The sequence below is a fragment of the Pseudomonas sp. A125 genome (assembly GCF_055409485.1).
Genome location: NZ_JBUZVP010000005.1, coordinates 248,817 through 265,720, shown reverse-complemented (window position 1 = coordinate 265,720; position 16,904 = coordinate 248,817). Strand labels below are relative to the sequence as shown.

13 protein-coding genes are annotated in these 16,904 nt (G+C 62.8%); 4 read left to right on the top strand and 9 right to left on the bottom strand.

All coding sequences use genetic code 11. From position 1 onward, the window contains the following. Positions 1–72: 72 nt before the first annotated feature. From ACZRN6_RS09490 to ACZRN6_RS09460, 7 genes are all read right to left on the bottom strand, one after another. Positions 73–672, bottom strand: coding sequence for a LysE family translocator (locus ACZRN6_RS09490; protein WP_464007805.1), 600 nt, complete (start codon positions 670–672; stop codon positions 73–75). Positions 673–726: 54 nt separating this feature from the next. After that, entirely contained in the window at positions 727–1,566 is an 840-nt protein-coding gene (locus ACZRN6_RS09485) for an AraC family transcriptional regulator (RefSeq protein ID WP_464007804.1), read from the bottom strand. 82 nt (positions 1,567–1,648) lie between these two features. Beyond that, a complete protein-coding gene (locus tag ACZRN6_RS09480; protein ID WP_464007803.1) occupies positions 1,649–2,290 on the bottom strand; it encodes a DUF1345 domain-containing protein in 642 nt (213 codons plus the stop codon). Positions 2,291–2,330: 40 nt separating this feature from the next. Next, a complete protein-coding gene (locus ACZRN6_RS09475; RefSeq protein WP_464007802.1) occupies positions 2,331–5,426 on the bottom strand; it encodes a multidrug efflux RND transporter permease subunit in 3,096 nt (1,031 codons plus the stop codon). Between the two features lie 14 nt (positions 5,427–5,440). Further along, the gene (locus tag ACZRN6_RS09470) at positions 5,441–6,598 is read right to left on the bottom strand and encodes an efflux RND transporter periplasmic adaptor subunit (protein ID WP_464007801.1); all 1,158 of its coding nucleotides are present in this window, start codon (positions 6,596–6,598) and stop codon (positions 5,441–5,443) included. A 145-nt stretch (positions 6,599–6,743) separates the two neighbouring features. Beyond that, on the bottom strand, positions 6,744–9,842 hold the full coding sequence (locus ACZRN6_RS09465; protein WP_464007800.1) for an efflux RND transporter permease subunit: 3,099 nt from the start codon (positions 9,840–9,842) through the stop codon (positions 6,744–6,746). A gap of 17 nt (positions 9,843–9,859) precedes the next feature. After that, the gene (locus ACZRN6_RS09460) at positions 9,860–11,017 is read right to left on the bottom strand and encodes an efflux RND transporter periplasmic adaptor subunit (protein WP_464007799.1); all 1,158 of its coding nucleotides are present in this window, start codon (positions 11,015–11,017) and stop codon (positions 9,860–9,862) included. Positions 11,018–11,366: 349 nt separating this feature from the next. Between ACZRN6_RS09460 and ACZRN6_RS09455 the strand changes: the two genes are divergently transcribed. The 4 genes from ACZRN6_RS09455 to nudC all read left to right on the top strand — a co-directional run bounded on the left by ACZRN6_RS09455 (position 11,367) and on the right by nudC (position 15,243). Further along, a complete protein-coding gene (locus ACZRN6_RS09455; protein WP_323570975.1) occupies positions 11,367–12,068 on the top strand; it encodes a response regulator transcription factor in 702 nt (233 codons plus the stop codon). Between the two features lie 3 nt (positions 12,069–12,071). Continuing rightward, complete coding sequence (locus ACZRN6_RS09450) at positions 12,072–13,367, top strand: ATP-binding protein (protein ID WP_322145549.1); 1,296 nt, start codon at positions 12,072–12,074, stop codon at positions 13,365–13,367. Positions 13,368–13,590: 223 nt separating this feature from the next. After that, positions 13,591–14,403: a crotonase/enoyl-CoA hydratase family protein gene (locus ACZRN6_RS09445; protein WP_322145548.1), complete on the top strand. Its 813-nt coding sequence runs from the start codon at positions 13,591–13,593 to the stop codon at positions 14,401–14,403. Positions 14,404–14,409: 6 nt separating this feature from the next. Beyond that, on the top strand, positions 14,410–15,243 hold the full coding sequence (gene nudC / locus ACZRN6_RS09440; RefSeq protein WP_464007798.1) for an NAD(+) diphosphatase: 834 nt from the start codon (positions 14,410–14,412) through the stop codon (positions 15,241–15,243). On the opposite strand, the gene ACZRN6_RS09435 is transcribed toward nudC, so the two are convergent. Together ACZRN6_RS09435 and pcsA are read right to left on the bottom strand one after the other, a co-directional pair. Further along, positions 15,211–15,990, bottom strand: a complete 780-nt coding sequence (locus ACZRN6_RS09435; protein ID WP_464007797.1) for a TSUP family transporter — start codon at positions 15,988–15,990, stop codon at positions 15,211–15,213. The two genes, nudC and ACZRN6_RS09435, sit on opposite strands and share 33 nt — an antisense overlap. Before the next feature lie 191 nt (positions 15,991–16,181). Continuing rightward, positions 16,182–16,898 (bottom strand): phosphatidylcholine synthase, encoded by a 717-nt coding sequence (gene pcsA, locus ACZRN6_RS09430; protein ID WP_322145545.1) that lies wholly within the window; start codon positions 16,896–16,898, stop codon positions 16,182–16,184. Positions 16,899–16,904 lie beyond the last annotated feature (6 nt).

Here is a 16,904-nt window from a genome sequence, read left to right as displayed (position 1 = left end):
AGGGAAATCAAACACCCGCAGGCCCGATAGCGGATAGCTGTGAAAACTGACAGTGCCGACGAATGGTTGTGTCTACACCCAGACGCTCAACCAGCTTGAGACCAGCAGCAAGACCGCCATGCAGCGGTTGAACCGTTGCATGGCCTTGGGCGAACGAAACACCCGGCTGCTTCCGACCCCCAGCAATGCCCATGCGCCGAGGCACGGCAAGGCGATCACAAAGAACGCCAGCGACAGGTACAGCACATGGCCCTGGCGTTCATCGCCATTGCCGGCAAACACACTCACCACCGCCAGGGCCATCATCCAGGTCTTGGGGTTCACCAGTTGCAGGCTGGCGGCGCCGGCCAGGCCCAGGGGTTTTTGCACGGCAGCCGGGTCGATTGGCGCGGCGGGGGCGCTGAAGATCTGCCAGGAGAGGTAGCTGAGCCAGGCGACCCCCAGCCATTGCATCGCTGCCTGCACCCGGGGCAAGTGCGCCAGCGACTGGCCAACGCCGGAACCCACTAGCAGCACAATCCCCGCCGCACCGCCACAAGCACCGAGGATGATCGGCAGCGCCGCTTTCAGCCCGTAACGCGCACTGTTGCTCAACACAAGAATATTTGTCGGCCCAGGGGTGATGGAGGCTACGAAGGCGAACAGCAAAAAAGGCAGCAGGGAAGGGAACACCGGGATACGACTCCTATAAGCAGATCAATGGAGTCAATCTTCACAAGGGTGTTGTTATCTGTCTGGAAGATTTGAGCAGCGCTTGCGATACGCCGCTGGCGTCAGGCCATACGCCCTCACGAACCAGCGCCCCAGGTGGCTCTGGTCGGCAAAGCCCAGGGCAATCGCCACGTCGGCAGGTTGCTTGCCGTTGGCCAGCCAATGCCGGGCACGGGCCAGGCGCAGTTGCACCAGGTAGGCATGGGGAGGCAGGCCGAAGGCGCTCTTGAAGGCGCGGGTAAGGCGAAAGCGATCGACGCCGCAGGCCAGCGCCAGTTCATCCATGCCCACGTCTTGCTGCAGGTGTGCATGCAGGTATTCCCGGGCCTTGTGCGCCACCCGTGGCAGGCGTGGGTCTTCATGGTAGCGGGTGCGCCAGTGCAGTTGCGCAGTGAGGCGTTCGAGCAGTTGGTCCATCGCCTGTTGCCGCACGATGCGCAGTTCACCCCCGTGCAGGGTCTGGAAGGCCCGGCTGGTGGCCAGGGCCAGGCGCGGGTCGCTGGCCAGGGTGCTGGCAAACCCCAGCTGGCTGTCGAGCGGCGCTTCTTCGAACACTGCGCTGACTTCCCGCGCCAACCACTGCGGGTCGAGGTAAAGCATGTGGTAGGTAAAACCGTCCGCCGTGGGCGCGTCGCCGTCGTGCAGCTCGCCGGGCTCCACCAGGAACACCTGGCCGGGCACGCTGTTATGGCGGGTGCGCCGGCAGTTGAACTGCTGCACACCTTGCTCCGTGACGCCCACCAGGTAGCTGTCGTGCCAGTGCGGGTCGTAGGCATGGCCCTCGAAATGTGCGCGCAGGGTCTCGATGCCGGTGTCGGCGTCCTGGGCCAGGTCGATCCAGTTGTGGGCGGCCATAAAATACCTATGGGGTGGAACACTGCAGGAGCGAACAAGCTCGCTCCTGCAGTGGTTTAGTGTCTAGAAGGTTTGTGCAGCTTCATCCAAACAAGCCCGCGGCAATGTTGATCGAGAACCCTAGAATCGCCGTATTGAACAGAAACCCGATCAACGACTGCCCCAGTACTACCTTGCGCATCGTACGCGTGGCAACCCCGACGTCTGCCGTTTGCACCGCCACGCCAATGGTGAACGAGAAGTACAGAAAGTCCCAGTAATTGGGCGTGCGCAAATCCTCGGCAAAACGCAGCGCCGGTTCGGGGCCGTCCCAGGTGTAATACAGGCGCGCGTAATGCACGCTGAAAATCACCCCGATCAACAGCCATGAACCGATCACCGTGAGCCCGGTAAACCCGTAGTGCAACAGGCGTTCGGAACTGCTCAGGTCCTTGCTGCCCACCAGTTCAAAGGTAATGGTTGCCAGGCTGGCAATCGCCGCGATGCACACCATGAACAGCACCAGCCCGGCGTTCTCGTCCTCGATCTCGGCGATGCGTTTTACATCGTCGGCCCGGGAATGGCTGGTCAACCACAGCATCAGCACCAGATAGGTCCAGACCCCGGCGTTCCAGCCAATGAGGATTTTGCTGATGAGCGTGTCGGCGGGAGCCAGCAGGCCTACCGCCAGGCCCAAAACGGCGGCGGAGGACAGGCGCGGGTGGGTGCGTGCGAGGAAGGGCATGGCGCTCACAAATCAGGGATGTGTAAGCACCATAGCGCATTTATGACTTGTGACGCTTGCGCACCAGCTTCATCACCACGACGAAGAACACCGGCACAAACACCACCGCCAGCGTCGCGGTAATCATCCCGCCGATCACCCCGGTACCGATGGCCTGCTGGCTGGCCGAGCTGGCACCGGTGGCAATCGCCAGCGGCACCACGCCGAGGATGAACGCCAGGGAGGTCATGATGATCGGCCGCAGGCGCAGGCGTGCCGCCTTGACGGTGGCCTCGATCAAATCATCACCCTGATCGTACAGATGCTTGGCGAACTCGATGATCAGGATCGCGTTCTTTGCCGACAGGCCAATGATGGTAATCAGGCCAACTTTGAAGAACACATCGTTGGGCATCCCGCGCAGGGTGACCGCCAGCACCGCGCCGAGCACGCCCAGCGGCACCACCAGCAATACCGCGGTCGGGATCGACCAATTCTCGTACAGCGCGGCCAGGCACAGGAATACGATCAACAGGGACAGGCCCAATAACAACGGTGCCTGGGAGCCGGACAAGCGCTCCTGCAACGACAGGCCGGTCCATTCCATGCCCATGCCGGCCGGCAGTTGCCCCACCAGCCGCTGGAGTTCGTCCATGGCTTCGCCGGTGCTGTAGCCGGGCGCCGCTTCACCGGAAATGGCAATCGCCGGGTAGCCGTTGTAGCGGGTCAGTTGCACCGGTCCCTGGACCCAGCGCGCGTCTACGAAGGACGACAGCGGCACCATGTTACCGGCCGCATTGCGCACATGGATTTTCAACAGGTCGGCCACCTGGCTGCGTTGATCGCCGTCGGCTTGTACCACCACCCGCTGCATGCGGCCCTGGTTGGGGAAGTCGTTGATATAGGCCGAACCGATCGTGGTGGCCAGCACGGTGCTGATGTCGGTAAAGGCGACCCCGAGTGTGTTGGCTTGTTGGCGATCGATTTCCAGCTGCACCTGGGGGGCTTCTGCCAGGCCATTTTCCCGGACGTTGGCGAGCACGGCGCTGTGTGCGGCGCTGTCGAGCAATTGCCCGCGGGCCGCCATCAACGTCGAATAGCCAAGGCCGCCACGGTCTTGCAGGCGCAGCTCAAAACCGCTGGAAGTGCCCAAACCGTCGACCGGCGAGGGTTGTACGCTGTACACCACCGCCTCCTTGAACTGGGCGAACGCCTGGTTGGCGCGCTCGCCGATAGCGGCGGCCGAATCCCGGGCCGAACGCAGCGACCAATCCTTCAGGCTGGTATACACCATCGCCGCGTTTTGCCCGCTGCCGGGAAAGCTGAAACCCAGAATCACCGTGGTATCGGCCACTCCCGGTTCGCCGGCATTGTGCGCTTCGATCTGCCGGGCGATCTCCACCGTGCGCTGCTTGCTCGCACCCGGCGGCAGCTGGATGTCGGTGATGGTGTAGCCCTGGTCTTCCTCCGGCAAAAAGGAGGAGGGCAGGCGGCTGAACAACAACCCCATCGCCACCACCAGCACGCCATACACCATCAGGTAACGGCCGCTGTGCTTGAGGGCGCGGGTCACCTGGTGTTGGTAACCGTTGCTCAGGTGCTCGAAGCGTCGGTTGAACCAGCCAAAGAAACCCGCCCTGGCATGCTGCTCACCCTGGGCCATGGGCTTGAGCAAGGTGGCGCACAAGGCCGGGGTCAGGGTCAGGGCGAGAAACGCAGAAAACAGGATGGAGATGGCCATCGACAGGGAAAATTGCTGGTAAATCACGCCGATCGAACCCGGCATGAACGCCATCGGGATAAACACCGCCACCAGTACCAGGGTGATCCCGATAATCGCGCCGCTGATCTGGCCCATGGCCTTGCGCGTCGCCTCCTTCGGTGACAGGCCTTCGCTGAGCATGATCCGTTCCACGTTCTCCACCACCACAATCGCATCGTCCACCAGGATGCCGATGGCCAGCACCATGCCGAACATGGTCAATACGTTGATGGAGAATCCCATCGCCAGCATCGTGGCAAAGGTACCCATCAACGCCACCGGTACCACCAGCGCCGGGATCAGGGTGTAGCGGATGTTCTGCAAAAACAGGTACATCACCAGAAACACCAGCAGCATTGCCTCGCCCAAGGTCATCAGCACCTTGAGGATCGAGGCGTGGACGAAGGGCGAGGTGTCGTAGGGAATCATGTAGCGCACGCCGTCGGGAAAGTAGCGGGACAACTCGTCCATCTTCTCGCGCACCAGCGCCGCAGTGCGCAGGGCGTTGGCCCCGGGTGACAACTGCACGCTGACCTCGGTGGAAGGCTCGCCATTCAAGCGGGTGGAGAACTGATATTCCTGGCTGCCGATTTCCACCCGCGCCACATCGCCGATACGCACAGTGGTGCCGTCTGGGTTGGCCTTGAGCACGATGTTGGCGAATTCCTGAGGCGTCGAGAGTTGGCCCTTGACCAGGATCGAGGCGGTAATTTCCTGGGTCGCGGGCCCCGGCAAGTCACCGATGCTGCCCGCTGACACCTGGGCGTTTTGCCCGGCGATGGCGGCGTTCACATCGGCAGGCGTCAGGTTGAAGCCCAGTAGCTTCTGCGGGTCGATCCAGATGCGCATGGCGCGCTCCGAGCCGAACAACCGTGCGCGGCCAACCCCGTCCAGGCGCTTGATTTGGTTGACCACGTTGCGCGCCAGGTAGTCGCTGAGGGCGGTGGCGTCGAGGGTGCCATGGCGGGCGGTGAGGCTGATGATCAGCAGCAGTCCCGAGGAGACACGCTCGATCCGAAGCCCTTGGGCGATCACTTCGCGAGGCAGGCGCGGCTCCACGGTCTTCAGGCGGTTTTGCACGTCGACTTGCGCCAACTCAGGATGCGTGCCGGGCTGGAACGTGGCGGTGATGGTCGAGGTGCCGAGGTTGCTCTGGGACTGGAAATACAACAGGTTGTCGGCGCCGCTGAGTTCCTGCTCGATCAGGCTCACGACCGTATCATCCAGGGTTTGCGCGGACGCGCCGGGATACGTCGCGACAATTTCGATTTGCGGCGGGGCCACGTTCGGGTGTTGCGCCACCGGCAGTTGCGGAATGGCCAACGCGCCGGCCAGTAAAATAAACAGCGCCAGGACCCAGGCAAAAATCGGTCGATCAATAAAGAAGTGCGGCATGGTGGATCCCCTTTTTATCGACCGGACACTTGGGCGACAGGCAACACGGGGTTATCGATCTGCACGGTGTCGCCGGGGCGCGCGTGTTGCAGGCCTTCGACGATAATCCGGTCGCCGTGCTTGAGGCCGCGGCTGACCACCCAGCGATCATTGATCACGGCGCCCAGCTCCACCGGCTGTTGGCTGACGACGTTCTCAGCGTCCACCAACAACACCAGGCTGACGCCCGCGCTGTCGCGGGTGATGGCGCGCTGCGGCACGCTGATGCCCTGTTGGTCGATCGCCTGTGCCAGGTGCACCCGTACGAAGCTGCCGGGCAGCAGGTCGAGGTCGGGGTTGGGGAACTCGCTGCGCAGGATGATCTGCCCGGTGCCGGGGTCGACACTGATTTCGCTGAACAGCACCTTGCCCGGCAGCGGGTAGACGCTGCCATCGTCCTGGATCAGCGTGGCGTGCACCTGGTCCTGGCCGACTTGCTGCAAGTGCCCAGCACGAAAAGCCCGGCGCAGGTCGTTGAGTTCACGGGTGGACTGCGCCAGGTCGGCATGGATCGGGTTCAGTTGCTGAATCACCGCCAGCGGTGTGCTTTCGTTATGCCCCACCAGGGCGCCTTCGCTGACCAGCGCGCGGCCGATACGCCCGGAGATCGGCGCGGTCACCGTGGCATAGGCCAGGTTCAGGCGCGCCCGTTGCAGCGCGGCCTGGTGCGCGGCGACATCGGCGCTGGCTTGCTGCGCGGCGGTGCGCGCGTTGTCGTATTCCTGCGCGCTGACGGCATTGCCGTTGATCAACTGGCGAAAGCGCTGCTCTTGCAGGCGGGTGCGCGAGGCATCGGCCTGGGCACGTTGCAACCCGGCCCGGGCGCTGTCGAGGTCGGCCTGCAGCGGCGCCGGGTCGATATGGAACAACACGTCGCCTTGGGTGACGTCGCTGCCTTCGGTGAATACCCGGCGCAACACCACGCCAGGCACACGGGCCCGAACTTCGGCGATCCGTGGCGCGGCAATGCGCCCGATCAGTTCGCTGTTGATCGAAAGGGGTTTGGCTTCAAGGGTCTCGACGGCCACCTTTACAGGCGAGGGCGCAAGCTCGCCATCGGGCGCCTTGGTACAGCCCAGGAGCAACAAGGCAAGGGCCGGCGCACCGATTGCAAACCGCAGTTTTGTGTACATGAGCATCCCTCCATAAAGTGGGAGGGATGCTAGGAGTGGGGTGGTTAATACGCAGTTAAGCCGGTCCTACAAGACACGGCGCAACCTGTGATGTTGCGTTTCAGGATGTGTGGCGAGGGCGTTGCACCCTCGCCACCCTGCGGTATCAGCTGTCCTTGTGGCGTTTCTTGACCAGCTTCATCACCACCACAAAGAACACCGGCACAAACACCACCGCGAGTGTCGCGGTAATCATCCCGCCGATCACCCCGGTGCCGATCGCCTGCTGGCTTGCCGAACTGGCACCGGTGGCAATCGCCAGCGGCACCACGCCGAGGATGAACGCCAGGGACGTCATGATAATCGGCCGCAGACGCAGGCGTGCCGCCTTGAGCGTCGCATCGACCAGGTCTTCACCCTGGTCATACAGGTCCTTGGCGAACTCGATGATCAGGATCGCGTTCTTCGCCGACAGGCCAATAATCGTAATCAGGCCGACCTTGAAGAACACATCGTTGGGCATCCCGCGCAAGCTCACGGCCAATACCGCGCCCAGCACGCCGAGCGGCACCACCAGCAACACCGAGGTTGGAATCGACCAGCTCTCATACAGCGCCGCCAGGCACAGGAACACGATCAGCAGCGACAAACCGAGCAACAACGGCGCCTGCGAGCCGGACAAGCGCTCCTGCAACGACAGGCCGGTCCATTCCTGGCCCAGGCCGGCGGGCAGTTGGCTGACCAGCCGCTGGATTTCCTCCATCGCCTCGCCGGTACTGTGGCCCGGCGCCGCTTCACCGGAAATCGCGATGGCCGGGTAGCCGTTGTAGCGGGTCAACTGGGCGGGGCCCTGAATCCAGCGCGCCTCGACGAAGGCCGACAGCGGCACCATCTTCCCGGCGTTGTTGCGCACATGGATCTTCATCAGGTCGGCCACCTGGCTGCGTTGATCGCCCTCGGCCTGCACCACCACCCGCTGCATGCGGCCCTGGTTAGGGAAGTCGTTGATATAGGCCGAGCCGATGGCCGAGGACAGCACATTGCCGATATCGGCAAAGGAAATGCCCAGGGCGTTGGCTTGCTTGCGGTCCACCTCCAGTTGCACCTGAGGCGCCTCGGCCAGGGCGCTTTCGCGCACGTTGGCCAGGATCGGGCTTTTCTCGGCGGCGGCCAGCAGCTCGGTGCGGGCCTGCATCAAGGCCGCATGGCCGACGCCACCCCGGTCTTGCAGGCGGAACTCGAACCCACTGGAGGTGCCCAGGCCATCCACCGGCGGCGGCAGGATTGCATAGGCAATCGCGTCCTTCAGCTCACTGAAAGCCGCGTTGGCGCGGTCTGCAATGGCGGCGGCGGAATCCTTGCTGCTGCGCTCCGACCAATCCTTGAGCGTGGTAAACGCCAGCGCGGCGTTCTGCCCCGAACCGGAGAAGCTGAAACCCATGATCATCGTGGTATCGCCCACGCCCGGCTCGCCGGCGTTGTGCGCCTCGATCTGCTCGGCCACCTGCACCGTGCGGTTCTTGCTGGCACCCGGCGGCAGCTGGATATCGGTGATGGTGTAACCCTGGTCTTCCACCGGCAGAAAGGAGGAGGGCAGGCGGGCGAACAACACCCCAAGTCCCACCACTAGCACCAGATAGATCAACAGGTAGCGGCCGCTGCGCTTGAGGGCATACGCCACCCAGCCTTCATAACGGTCGGTGAACTGCTCGAAGCGCCGGTTGAACCAGCCGAAGAACCCGCCTTTTTCATGGTGCTCGCCCTTGGCAATCGGCTTGAGCAAGGTCGCGCACAGGGCCGGGGTCAGGGTCAGGGCGAGGAACGCCGAGAACAGGATCGAGGTGGCCATCGACAACGAGAACTGCTGATAGATCACACCCACCGAGCCCGGCATGAACGCCATCGGCAGGAACACCGCCACCAGCACCAGCGTGATGCCGACAATCGCCCCGGTAATCTGGCCCATGGCCTTGCGCGTGGCCTCCTTGGGCGACAGACCCTCGGTGACCATAATCCGCTCGACGTTCTCTACCACCACAATTGCATCGTCCACCAAAATGCCGATGGCCAGCACCATGCCGAACATGGTCAGCACGTTGATCGAGAAACCGAGCAACAGCATGGTGGCGAACGTGCCCATCAGCGCGATCGGCACCACCAGCGTCGGGATCAGCGTGTAGCGGATGTTCTGCAGGAACAGGAACATCACCGCAAACACCAGCAACATCGCCTCGCCCAGGGTGTACACCACCTTGGTGATCGAGACCTTCACGAATGGCGAAGTGTCGTAGGGAATCTTGTATTCGACGTTGGCCGGGAAGTAGCGCGCCAATTCGTCCATCTTCGCCCGCACCAGGGTCGCGGTGCTCAAGGCGTTGGCGCCGGGCGACAGCTGCACGCTGACGGCGGTGGACGGCTTGCCGTTCAGGCGGGTGGAGAACTGGTATTCCTGGCTGCCGATTTCCACCCGCGCCACGTCACCGACGCGCACTGTGGAGCCGTCCGGATTGGCCTTGAGCACGATGTCGGCAAACTCCGCCGGTGTTGAGAGTTGGCCCTTGACCAGGATCGACGCGGTGATTTCCTGAGTCTTGGTGCCCGGCAAATCACCTATGCTGCCCGCTGACACCTCGGCGTTCTGCGCCGATATTGCTGCGTTGACGTCCGCCGGGGTCAGGTTGAAACCGATCAGTTTCTGCGGGTCGATCCAGATCCGCATTGCACGCTCGGCACCATATAGCTGGGCCTTGCCCACACCGTCCAGGCGCTTGAGTTCGTTCATCACGTTGCGCGCCAGGTAATCGCTGAGCGCCACGTCATCGAGCTTGCCGTCGCTGGAGGTCAGGGTCACCAGCAGCAGGAAACCAGCGGAGACTTTCTCCACCTGCAAACCTTGCTGCGTCACTGCTTGCGGCAGGCGCGGCTCCACCGCCTTAAGGCGGTTTTGCACGTCGACCTGGGCCATCTCCGGGTCGGTGCCCGGCTGGAAGGTCGCGGTGATGGTGGCCGAACCAAGGCTGCTTTGGGATTCGAAATACAGCAGGTGATCGGCGCCGTTAAGCTCCTGCTCGATAAGGCTGACCACGCTCTCGTCCAGGGTCTGCGCGGAGGCACCCGGGTACACCGCATAGATCTCGACTTTCGGCGGCGCGACGTTGGGGTACTGCGCCACCGGCAACTGCGGGATGGCGAGGGCGCCCGCCAGCAAAATAAACAGGGCGACCACCCAGGCGAAGATCGGGCGGTCAATAAAGAACTGCGGCATTGTTAACTATCCCTTTGTTACTGGCCGGATGCCTGGGCGATGGGCGCGGGGCTGTCGTCAACCTGGACTTTTTCGCCAGGACGGGCGTGTTGCAGGCCTTCGACGACGATACGGTCACCGGCCTTCAGGCCATTGGTGACGACCCAGCGGTCATTCACCACCGAGCCCAACTCCACCGGTTGCTGGCTCACGGTTTGCTCGGCGTCCAGCAGCAACACCATCGGGATCCCGGCGCTGTCGCGGGTGATTGCCCGTTGCGGCACGCTAATGCCTTGCTGGTCGACGGCTTGCTCCAGGCGTACGCGGATAAAGCTGCCGGGAAGCAGGTCGAGGTCGGGGTTGGGGAATTCGCTGCGCAAGATGATCTGCCCGGTGCCCGGGTCGACGCTGATTTCGGCAAACAGCAACTTGCCCGGCAGCGGGTATAGGCTGCCGTCGTCCTGGATCAGCGTGGCCTTGGCCTGGTCCTGGCCGACTTGCTTCAAGTGCCCGGCACGAAAGGCCCGGCGCAGGTCATTCAGCTCGCGGGTGGATTGGGTCAGGTCGGCGTGGATCGGGTCCAGTTGCTGGATGAGCGCCATCGGCGTGGCTTCGTTCTGGCCCACCAGGGCGCCTTCGGTGACCAGCGCACGGCCAATGCGCCCGGAAATCGGCGCGGTGACGGTGGCATACCCCAGGTTCAATTTGGCGCGCTGCACGGCAGCCTGGTTGGCGGCCACATCGGCGGCGGTTTGCCGGGCGGCGGCGCGGGCATTGTCGTATTCCTGGCCGCTGATGGCGTTGCCTTCCACCAGTTGGCTGTAGCGCTGCTCTTGCAGGCGCGCCTGGAACGCATTGGCCTCGGCCTTGCGCAGGCTGGCCTGGGCGCTGTCGAGGTCGGCCTTGAACGGCGCCGGGTCGATCCGGAACAGCACATCGCCCTGTTTTACGTCGTGGCCTTCCTTGAACACCCGTTGCAACACCACGCCGGCAACCCGGGCACGCACTTCAGCGATGCGCGGCGCAGCAATGCGCCCACTCAGCTCGCTGGTGATAGACAGGGGCTTGGCTTCAAGGGTTTCGATCCGCACCTTGGCCAGCGGCGCCTCGGCGGCGTCGCTCGCAGACTTGCCACACGCGCTCAACGCCAGTGTCAGGGCCAACAGGCAAAACGGCGCAAACAGATTCTTCGACATGCTCATATCCCAATATTGACTGGCGCATCCTACGGGCGCCCCCGCCACAGTGCTGTGAAGCTCTGTAGGTGGTGTGTGAAGAAATGTAAGGTGCGGCCCACGCAGGCTCGCGGGCGTATATCCTTCATAGCCGCCGAACCTTACACGATCTTCCTGACACCGAAGATCTAATGTGTGGGGTTTGTGTGAAAGCTGGGCTTTTGTGGGAGCTGGCTTGCCTGCGATGCAGACTCCTCGGTTTATTCAGTAAAACCGGGGAGATGCCATCGCAGGCAAGCCAGCTCCCACACAAAACCGCTCCCACATTGGAGCTGCGTACTACTCAGAAATTGTATTATTTGGAAATACCATGCCCAACATTCTTCTGGTGGAAGACGACGCCGCACTCTGCGAATTGATCGCCAGTTATCTGGAACGCAATGGCTATCACGTCAGCGTGCTCAACCGTGGCGACCACGTGCGTGAGCGCGCGCGGCTCAACCCACCGGACCTGGTGATTCTCGACCTGATGCTGCCGGGACTCGACGGCCTGCAAGTCTGCCGGTTGCTGCGGGCTGATTCAGCCACGCTGCCGATCCTGATGCTCACCGCCCGCGACGACAGCCACGACCAGGTGCTGGGCCTGGAAATGGGCGCCGACGACTACGTCACCAAACCCTGCGAGCCGCGCGTATTGCTGGCCCGCGTACGGACCCTGCTGCGCCGCAGCAGCCTCACCGAACCCCAGGTGGCCAACGACCAGATCCTGATGGGCAACCTGTGCATCGACCTGTCGGAGCGCACCGTGACCTGGCGCGACCAGGCGGTGGAGCTCTCCAGCGGTGAATACAACCTGCTGGTGGTGCTGGCCCGGCATGCCGGCGAAGTACTCAGCCGCGACCAGATCCTGCAACGCCTGCGGGGTATCGAATTCAACGGCACGGACCGCTCGGTGGACGTGGCGATTTCCAAGCTGCGGCGCAAGTTCGATGACCACGCGGGCGAGGCGCGCAAGATCAAGACCGTGTGGGGCAAGGGCTATCTGTTCAGCCGTTCCGAGTGGGAATGTTGAGCCATGTTTCGCGTCCTGATTCGGTTGTACCTGATCACCATCGTTACCTTCGCCGCTGCGATCTACCTGGTGCCGCGGGCGGTGATCGAGCTTTTCGAACATCGCTACATGAGCTACAACATCGAGCAGTCCCGAGGCATGCAAAGCCTGATCGTCAAGGAATACCAGCGGGTGCCGATCGAGCAGTGGGCCAATGTCACCGTGCGCCTGGCGGCGGATTTTGCGCCACTCAAAGTGCAACTGCTGCGTATCCAGGACGCCAGCTATACCCCTGAAGAACAACGCCTGCTGGAAAAGGACCAGATGGTGATTCGCCTGGGCGAGTGGGGCTGGGCGGACGACGTCAGCTCACCCCTGGACGATCAACTGGTGGTCAAGGTCTCGGTACCACCAGACCCGCTGGACATGAACCTGTTGTATTGGAGCATGAACGTGCTGATCGGCGCGGCGCTGTTGGCGTGCCTGCTGTTCTGGCTACGGCCGCACTGGCGCGACCTGGAGCGGCTGAAAAGCACGGCGGCGCAACTGGGGCAGGGCAATCTGGGTGCACGCACGAAAATCCCGCCCAGCTCCAACATCGGCAGCCTGGCGGCGGTGTTCGACACCATGGCCAACGACATCGAACAACTGCTCAACCAGCAGCGCGACCTGCTCAATGCGGTCTCCCATGAACTGCGCACGCCGTTGACGCGGCTGGACTTCGGCCTGGCCCTGGCGCTGTCCGATGAGCTGCCGCCAGCCAGCCGCGAGCGCCTGCAGGGCCTGGTGGCGCACATTCGCGAGCTGGATGAGCTGGTGCTGGAATTGCTGTCCTACAGCCGTTTGCAGAACCCGGCGCAAACCCCGGAGCGGGTGGAGGTGGTACTGGATGAGTTTATCGACAGCATCCTGGGCAGCGTCGATGATGAACTGGAAAACCCCGATATCGTGATGGATGTGGTGCTCGACTGCGCCGTGGAGCGTTTCACCCTCGACCCGCGCCTGACCGCCCGCGCATTGCAAAACCTGCTGCGCAACGCCATGCGTTATTGCGACCGCCGTATTCAGGTGGGGGTGAAGGTGTGTCCCAAGGGGTGTGAGATTTGGGTGGACGATGACGGCATTGGCATTCCGGTTGATCAGCGGGAACGGATTTTCGAGCCGTTCTACCGGCTGGATCGCAGCCGTGACCGTGCCACCGGCGGCTTCGGCCTCGGGCTGGCCATCAGCCGGCGGGCGCTGGAGGCGCAAGGCGGAACGTTGACGGCCCAGGCTTCGCCATTGGGTGGCGCACGCTTCCGCCTCTGGCTGCCGAGCTGAAGAACACCACAAAACCATTGTGGGAGCTGGCTTGCCTGCGATAGCGGTGGGTCAGCTTGCATCTTTGCTAACTGATACAACGCCATCGCAGGCAAGCCAGCTCCCACATTTGACCTTCATCGTGCTTCAGTCCCGCTTTTGGCGTTTGCACAGCCTTACCCCCTCACGCATCGCCTTGTTATAGTTCGGCCTTTATCCCAGCCGCCAGTCAAGGATCACTGCCATGTCCGAATACCAAGCCTTTGTCGTCGAACTCAGCGGCAACGTCGCCCATGTGCAGCTCAACCGCCCGGAAAAGATCAACGCCATGAACGCGGCGTTCTGGACCGAGATCATCGACATCTTCCAATGGGTCGAAGACACCGACGCCGTACGCGCCGTGGTCATCAGCGGCGCCGGCAAACATTTCTCCTCCGGCATCGACCTGATGATGCTGGCCTCGGTGGCCAACGAATTCGGCAAGGACGTCGGCCGCAACGCGCGCCTGCTGCGGCGCAAGATCCTCGAACTGCAAGCCTCGTTCAATGCGGTGGACAACTGCCGCAAGCCGGTACTCGCCGCTATCCACGGCTATTGCATCGGCGGCGCCATCGACCTGATCAGCGCCTGTGACATGCGCTACGCCGCACAAGACGCACAATTCTCCATCAAGGAAATCGACATCGGCATGGCCGCCGACGTCGGCACCTTGCAACGCCTGCCGCGCATCGTCGGCGACGGCATGCTGCGCGAGCTGGCCTACACCGGCCGCCAGTTCGGCGCCGAAGAGGCGCGCAGCATCGGCCTGGTGAATCGCGTATACAGCGACCACGAAAGCCTGCTGGCCGGTGTGATGGAAATTGCCCGGGAAATTGCCGCCAAATCACCGATCGCGGTCACCGGCACCAAGGCAATGATCAGCTATATGCGTGACCACTCGATCAATGATGGCTTGGAATACGTTGCCACCTGGAACTCAGCTATGTTGCAATCCAACGACCTGCGCGTGGCCATCGCGGCCCATATGAGCAAGCAGAAACCCGAATTCGTGGATTGACTGAACATGACCCCAGGCTGGATTACCACAACGCTGCTGGACAACGACGCCCCGGGCGGCTGGGCCGTGGCCCGCAGCCGCGAAGGCTTTCTACACGACCAGAACGGCCCGCTGTTTCCCCGGGAATGGCTCAAGCGCCAGGACCTGTCGGTGTTTGCCGAGCATGGCATCGGCCACCTGGATGGCGAGCCGGTGTACCTGCTGGAACTCAATAGCCCCGCCGATGTGCCGGGCTGCGGCTGGCAGGGCCTGCGGGCGTTCATGCTGCAAGGTGACCACACTTTGTACAAAGTCCTTGGCTATGCCGCCCAAATCGGCACCTGGGCCCGCGAACACCGCTTTTGCGGCAGTTGCGGCCAGGCAATGGTGCAGGTGCCACGGGAGCGGGCGATGTTCTGCCAGGCCTGTGACCTGCGCAGCTACCCGCGTATCTCGCCGAGCATGATCGTGCTGGTGACCCGTGGCGACGAGATCCTGCTGGCGCGTTCGCCGCGCTTTGTCACAGGTGTCTACAGCACCCTGGCCGGGTTTGCCGAGCCGGGTGAGTCGGCCGAAGACTGCCTGATCCGCGAGGTGCGTGAAGAAGTGCAGGTGGAGGTCAAGAACATCCAGTACATGGGCAGCCAGTGCTGGCCGTTCCCGCATTCGATGATGCTGGGTTTCCACGCCGAGTATGCCGGTGGCGATATCGTGCCCCAGGCCGACGAGATCGAAGACGCGCAGTGGTTCAACATCCATGCGCTGCCGCCGTTGCCGGCATCGCGCTCGATTGCGCGCTACCTGATCGACCTCTACCTGGCCCGTCGCCTAGGCCACGCTGAACCAGTGCTGCCAGGCTAGGCGCACTGTCAGGCCGAGCACCACGGTGATAAACACCGGGCGAATGAACTTGGCGCCGCCGCTGATTGCGCTGCGGGCGCCGAAGAACGCGCCGCACATCACCGACACACCCATGCTCAGGCCGACAATCCAGTCGACCGAACCATTGAAAATGAACACCGTCAGCGCCGCCGCGTTGCTGACGAAGTTCATGCTGCGCGCCACGCCACTGGCTTTTACCAGGTCGATGGGGTGTAGCAGCATGGTGCTCACGGTCCAGAACGCGCCGGTGCCCGGGCCGGCCACGCCGTCGTAAAATCCCAGGCCAAAGCCTTGGGTAGACTGCCATTTCTGCTTGATCGGCGCGTCGTTGTCCAACGCTGCCTTGGGTGTACCGCCGAACAGCAGGTACAGCCCGCAGCCGAAGACAATCACCGGGAGCATCTTGTTCAGGGTTTCAGCAGGCAGGTAATGGGCCACGACCGCCCCGGTGAGTGCCCCGACCAGGGTGCCGACGATGGCATGCACCCATTGGCGCGGGTGGAACAGCTTGCGGCGGTAGAAGGTAAAGCTGGCGGTGGCCGAGCCGAAGGTGGAGCTGAGTTTGTTGGTGCCCAGCACCAGGTGGGGCGGCATGCCGGCGGTCAGCAGGGCGGGCGTGGTGAGCAGGCCGCCACCGCCGGCGATGGCGTCGATGAAACCGGCGATAAAGGCAACGACGGCGAGGATCGCCAGGGTGGTGAGGTCAACGCTGAGTTCGAAGGGCATGGGCAATACTTAGTCGGCAAAGCGCAGAATGGGCTGCGCGAAAGGCCGGTATCTTAACCATAACCTTGGGGCGAGGCGATCCAAATGTGGGGGCGGGGTTGCTGTGGTGAGGGGGCAGCTTCGCAGCCCGGCGCGGGGCAAGCCCGCTCACTACAACAAGCCAGCTCCCATATTTCAACCGTGCCGCCTGGCTATTTATGGGTTTCGACCCACTCCAGTGCGGTGCGCCAGATGCAAATCCCCAGGAAGTAGGCCGACATCAGCAACCACAGGCCCATGGTCAGGTGATTGGTATACGGGAAGTCGATCACCAGCAGCAGGCTGCACAGCAACCAGATGGTGGTGACTGCAATATTGAGCGGCATGAAGCGCTTGACCCGGAACGGGTGCAGGAACTTCATCGGCGTGACCGTGAGCAGCGCCAGGCCGATTACGGTAAGCAAGGTGATCCAGGCATCCGGCTGGATGATGTAGACGCACAGCGCAACCACATTCCAGGCGGCCGGGAAGCCCTGGAAATAATTGTCCTTGCTCTTCATGTTGACGTTGCAGAAGCAGAACAGCGACGACACCAGAATCACCGACACCGTAAACAGCGGGGTGAAGTCCGGCAGGGCGATATAGCGATAGATAAACAGCGCCGGTATAAACACGTACGTCAGGTAATCAATCACCAGGTCCAGTACCGAGCCATCAAAGCTTGGCAACACCGTCTGCACGTTCACCCGTCGTGCAAGGGAGCCGTCCACCCCATCGACAATCAGGGCCAGGCCCAGCCATAACAGGCAGGCCTTGGGCTGGTTGTCGAGCAGCGCCAGGGTGGCCAGGAAGGCCAGGACCACGCCGGTGGCGGTAAAACCATGGGCGCCCCAGGCCTTGAGGCGGGCAACATGCAGGGTCGATATCACAGGGGC

Coding starts and splice junctions, on each gene's coding strand:
- ACZRN6_RS09485 (WP_464007804.1), bottom strand. CDS start 1,566: ATGGCCGCCCACAACTGGATCGACCTGGCCCAGGACGCCGACACCGGC.
- ACZRN6_RS09480 (WP_464007803.1), bottom strand. CDS start 2,290: ATGCCCTTCCTCGCACGCACCCACCCGCGCCTGTCCTCCGCCGCCGTT.
- ACZRN6_RS09475 (WP_464007802.1), bottom strand. CDS start 5,426: ATGCCGCACTTCTTTATTGATCGACCGATTTTTGCCTGGGTCCTGGCG.
- ACZRN6_RS09470 (WP_464007801.1), bottom strand. CDS start 6,598: ATGTACACAAAACTGCGGTTTGCAATCGGTGCGCCGGCCCTTGCCTTG.
- ACZRN6_RS09465 (WP_464007800.1), bottom strand. CDS start 9,842: ATGCCGCAGTTCTTTATTGACCGCCCGATCTTCGCCTGGGTGGTCGCC.
- ACZRN6_RS09460 (WP_464007799.1), bottom strand. CDS start 11,017: ATGTCGAAGAATCTGTTTGCGCCGTTTTGCCTGTTGGCCCTGACACTG.
- ACZRN6_RS09455 (WP_323570975.1), top strand. CDS start 11,367: ATGCCCAACATTCTTCTGGTGGAAGACGACGCCGCACTCTGCGAATTG.
- ACZRN6_RS09450 (WP_322145549.1), top strand. CDS start 12,072: ATGTTTCGCGTCCTGATTCGGTTGTACCTGATCACCATCGTTACCTTC.
- ACZRN6_RS09445 (WP_322145548.1), top strand. CDS start 13,591: ATGTCCGAATACCAAGCCTTTGTCGTCGAACTCAGCGGCAACGTCGCC.
- nudC (WP_464007798.1), top strand. CDS start 14,410: ATGACCCCAGGCTGGATTACCACAACGCTGCTGGACAACGACGCCCCG.
- ACZRN6_RS09435 (WP_464007797.1), bottom strand. CDS start 15,990: ATGCCCTTCGAACTCAGCGTTGACCTCACCACCCTGGCGATCCTCGCC.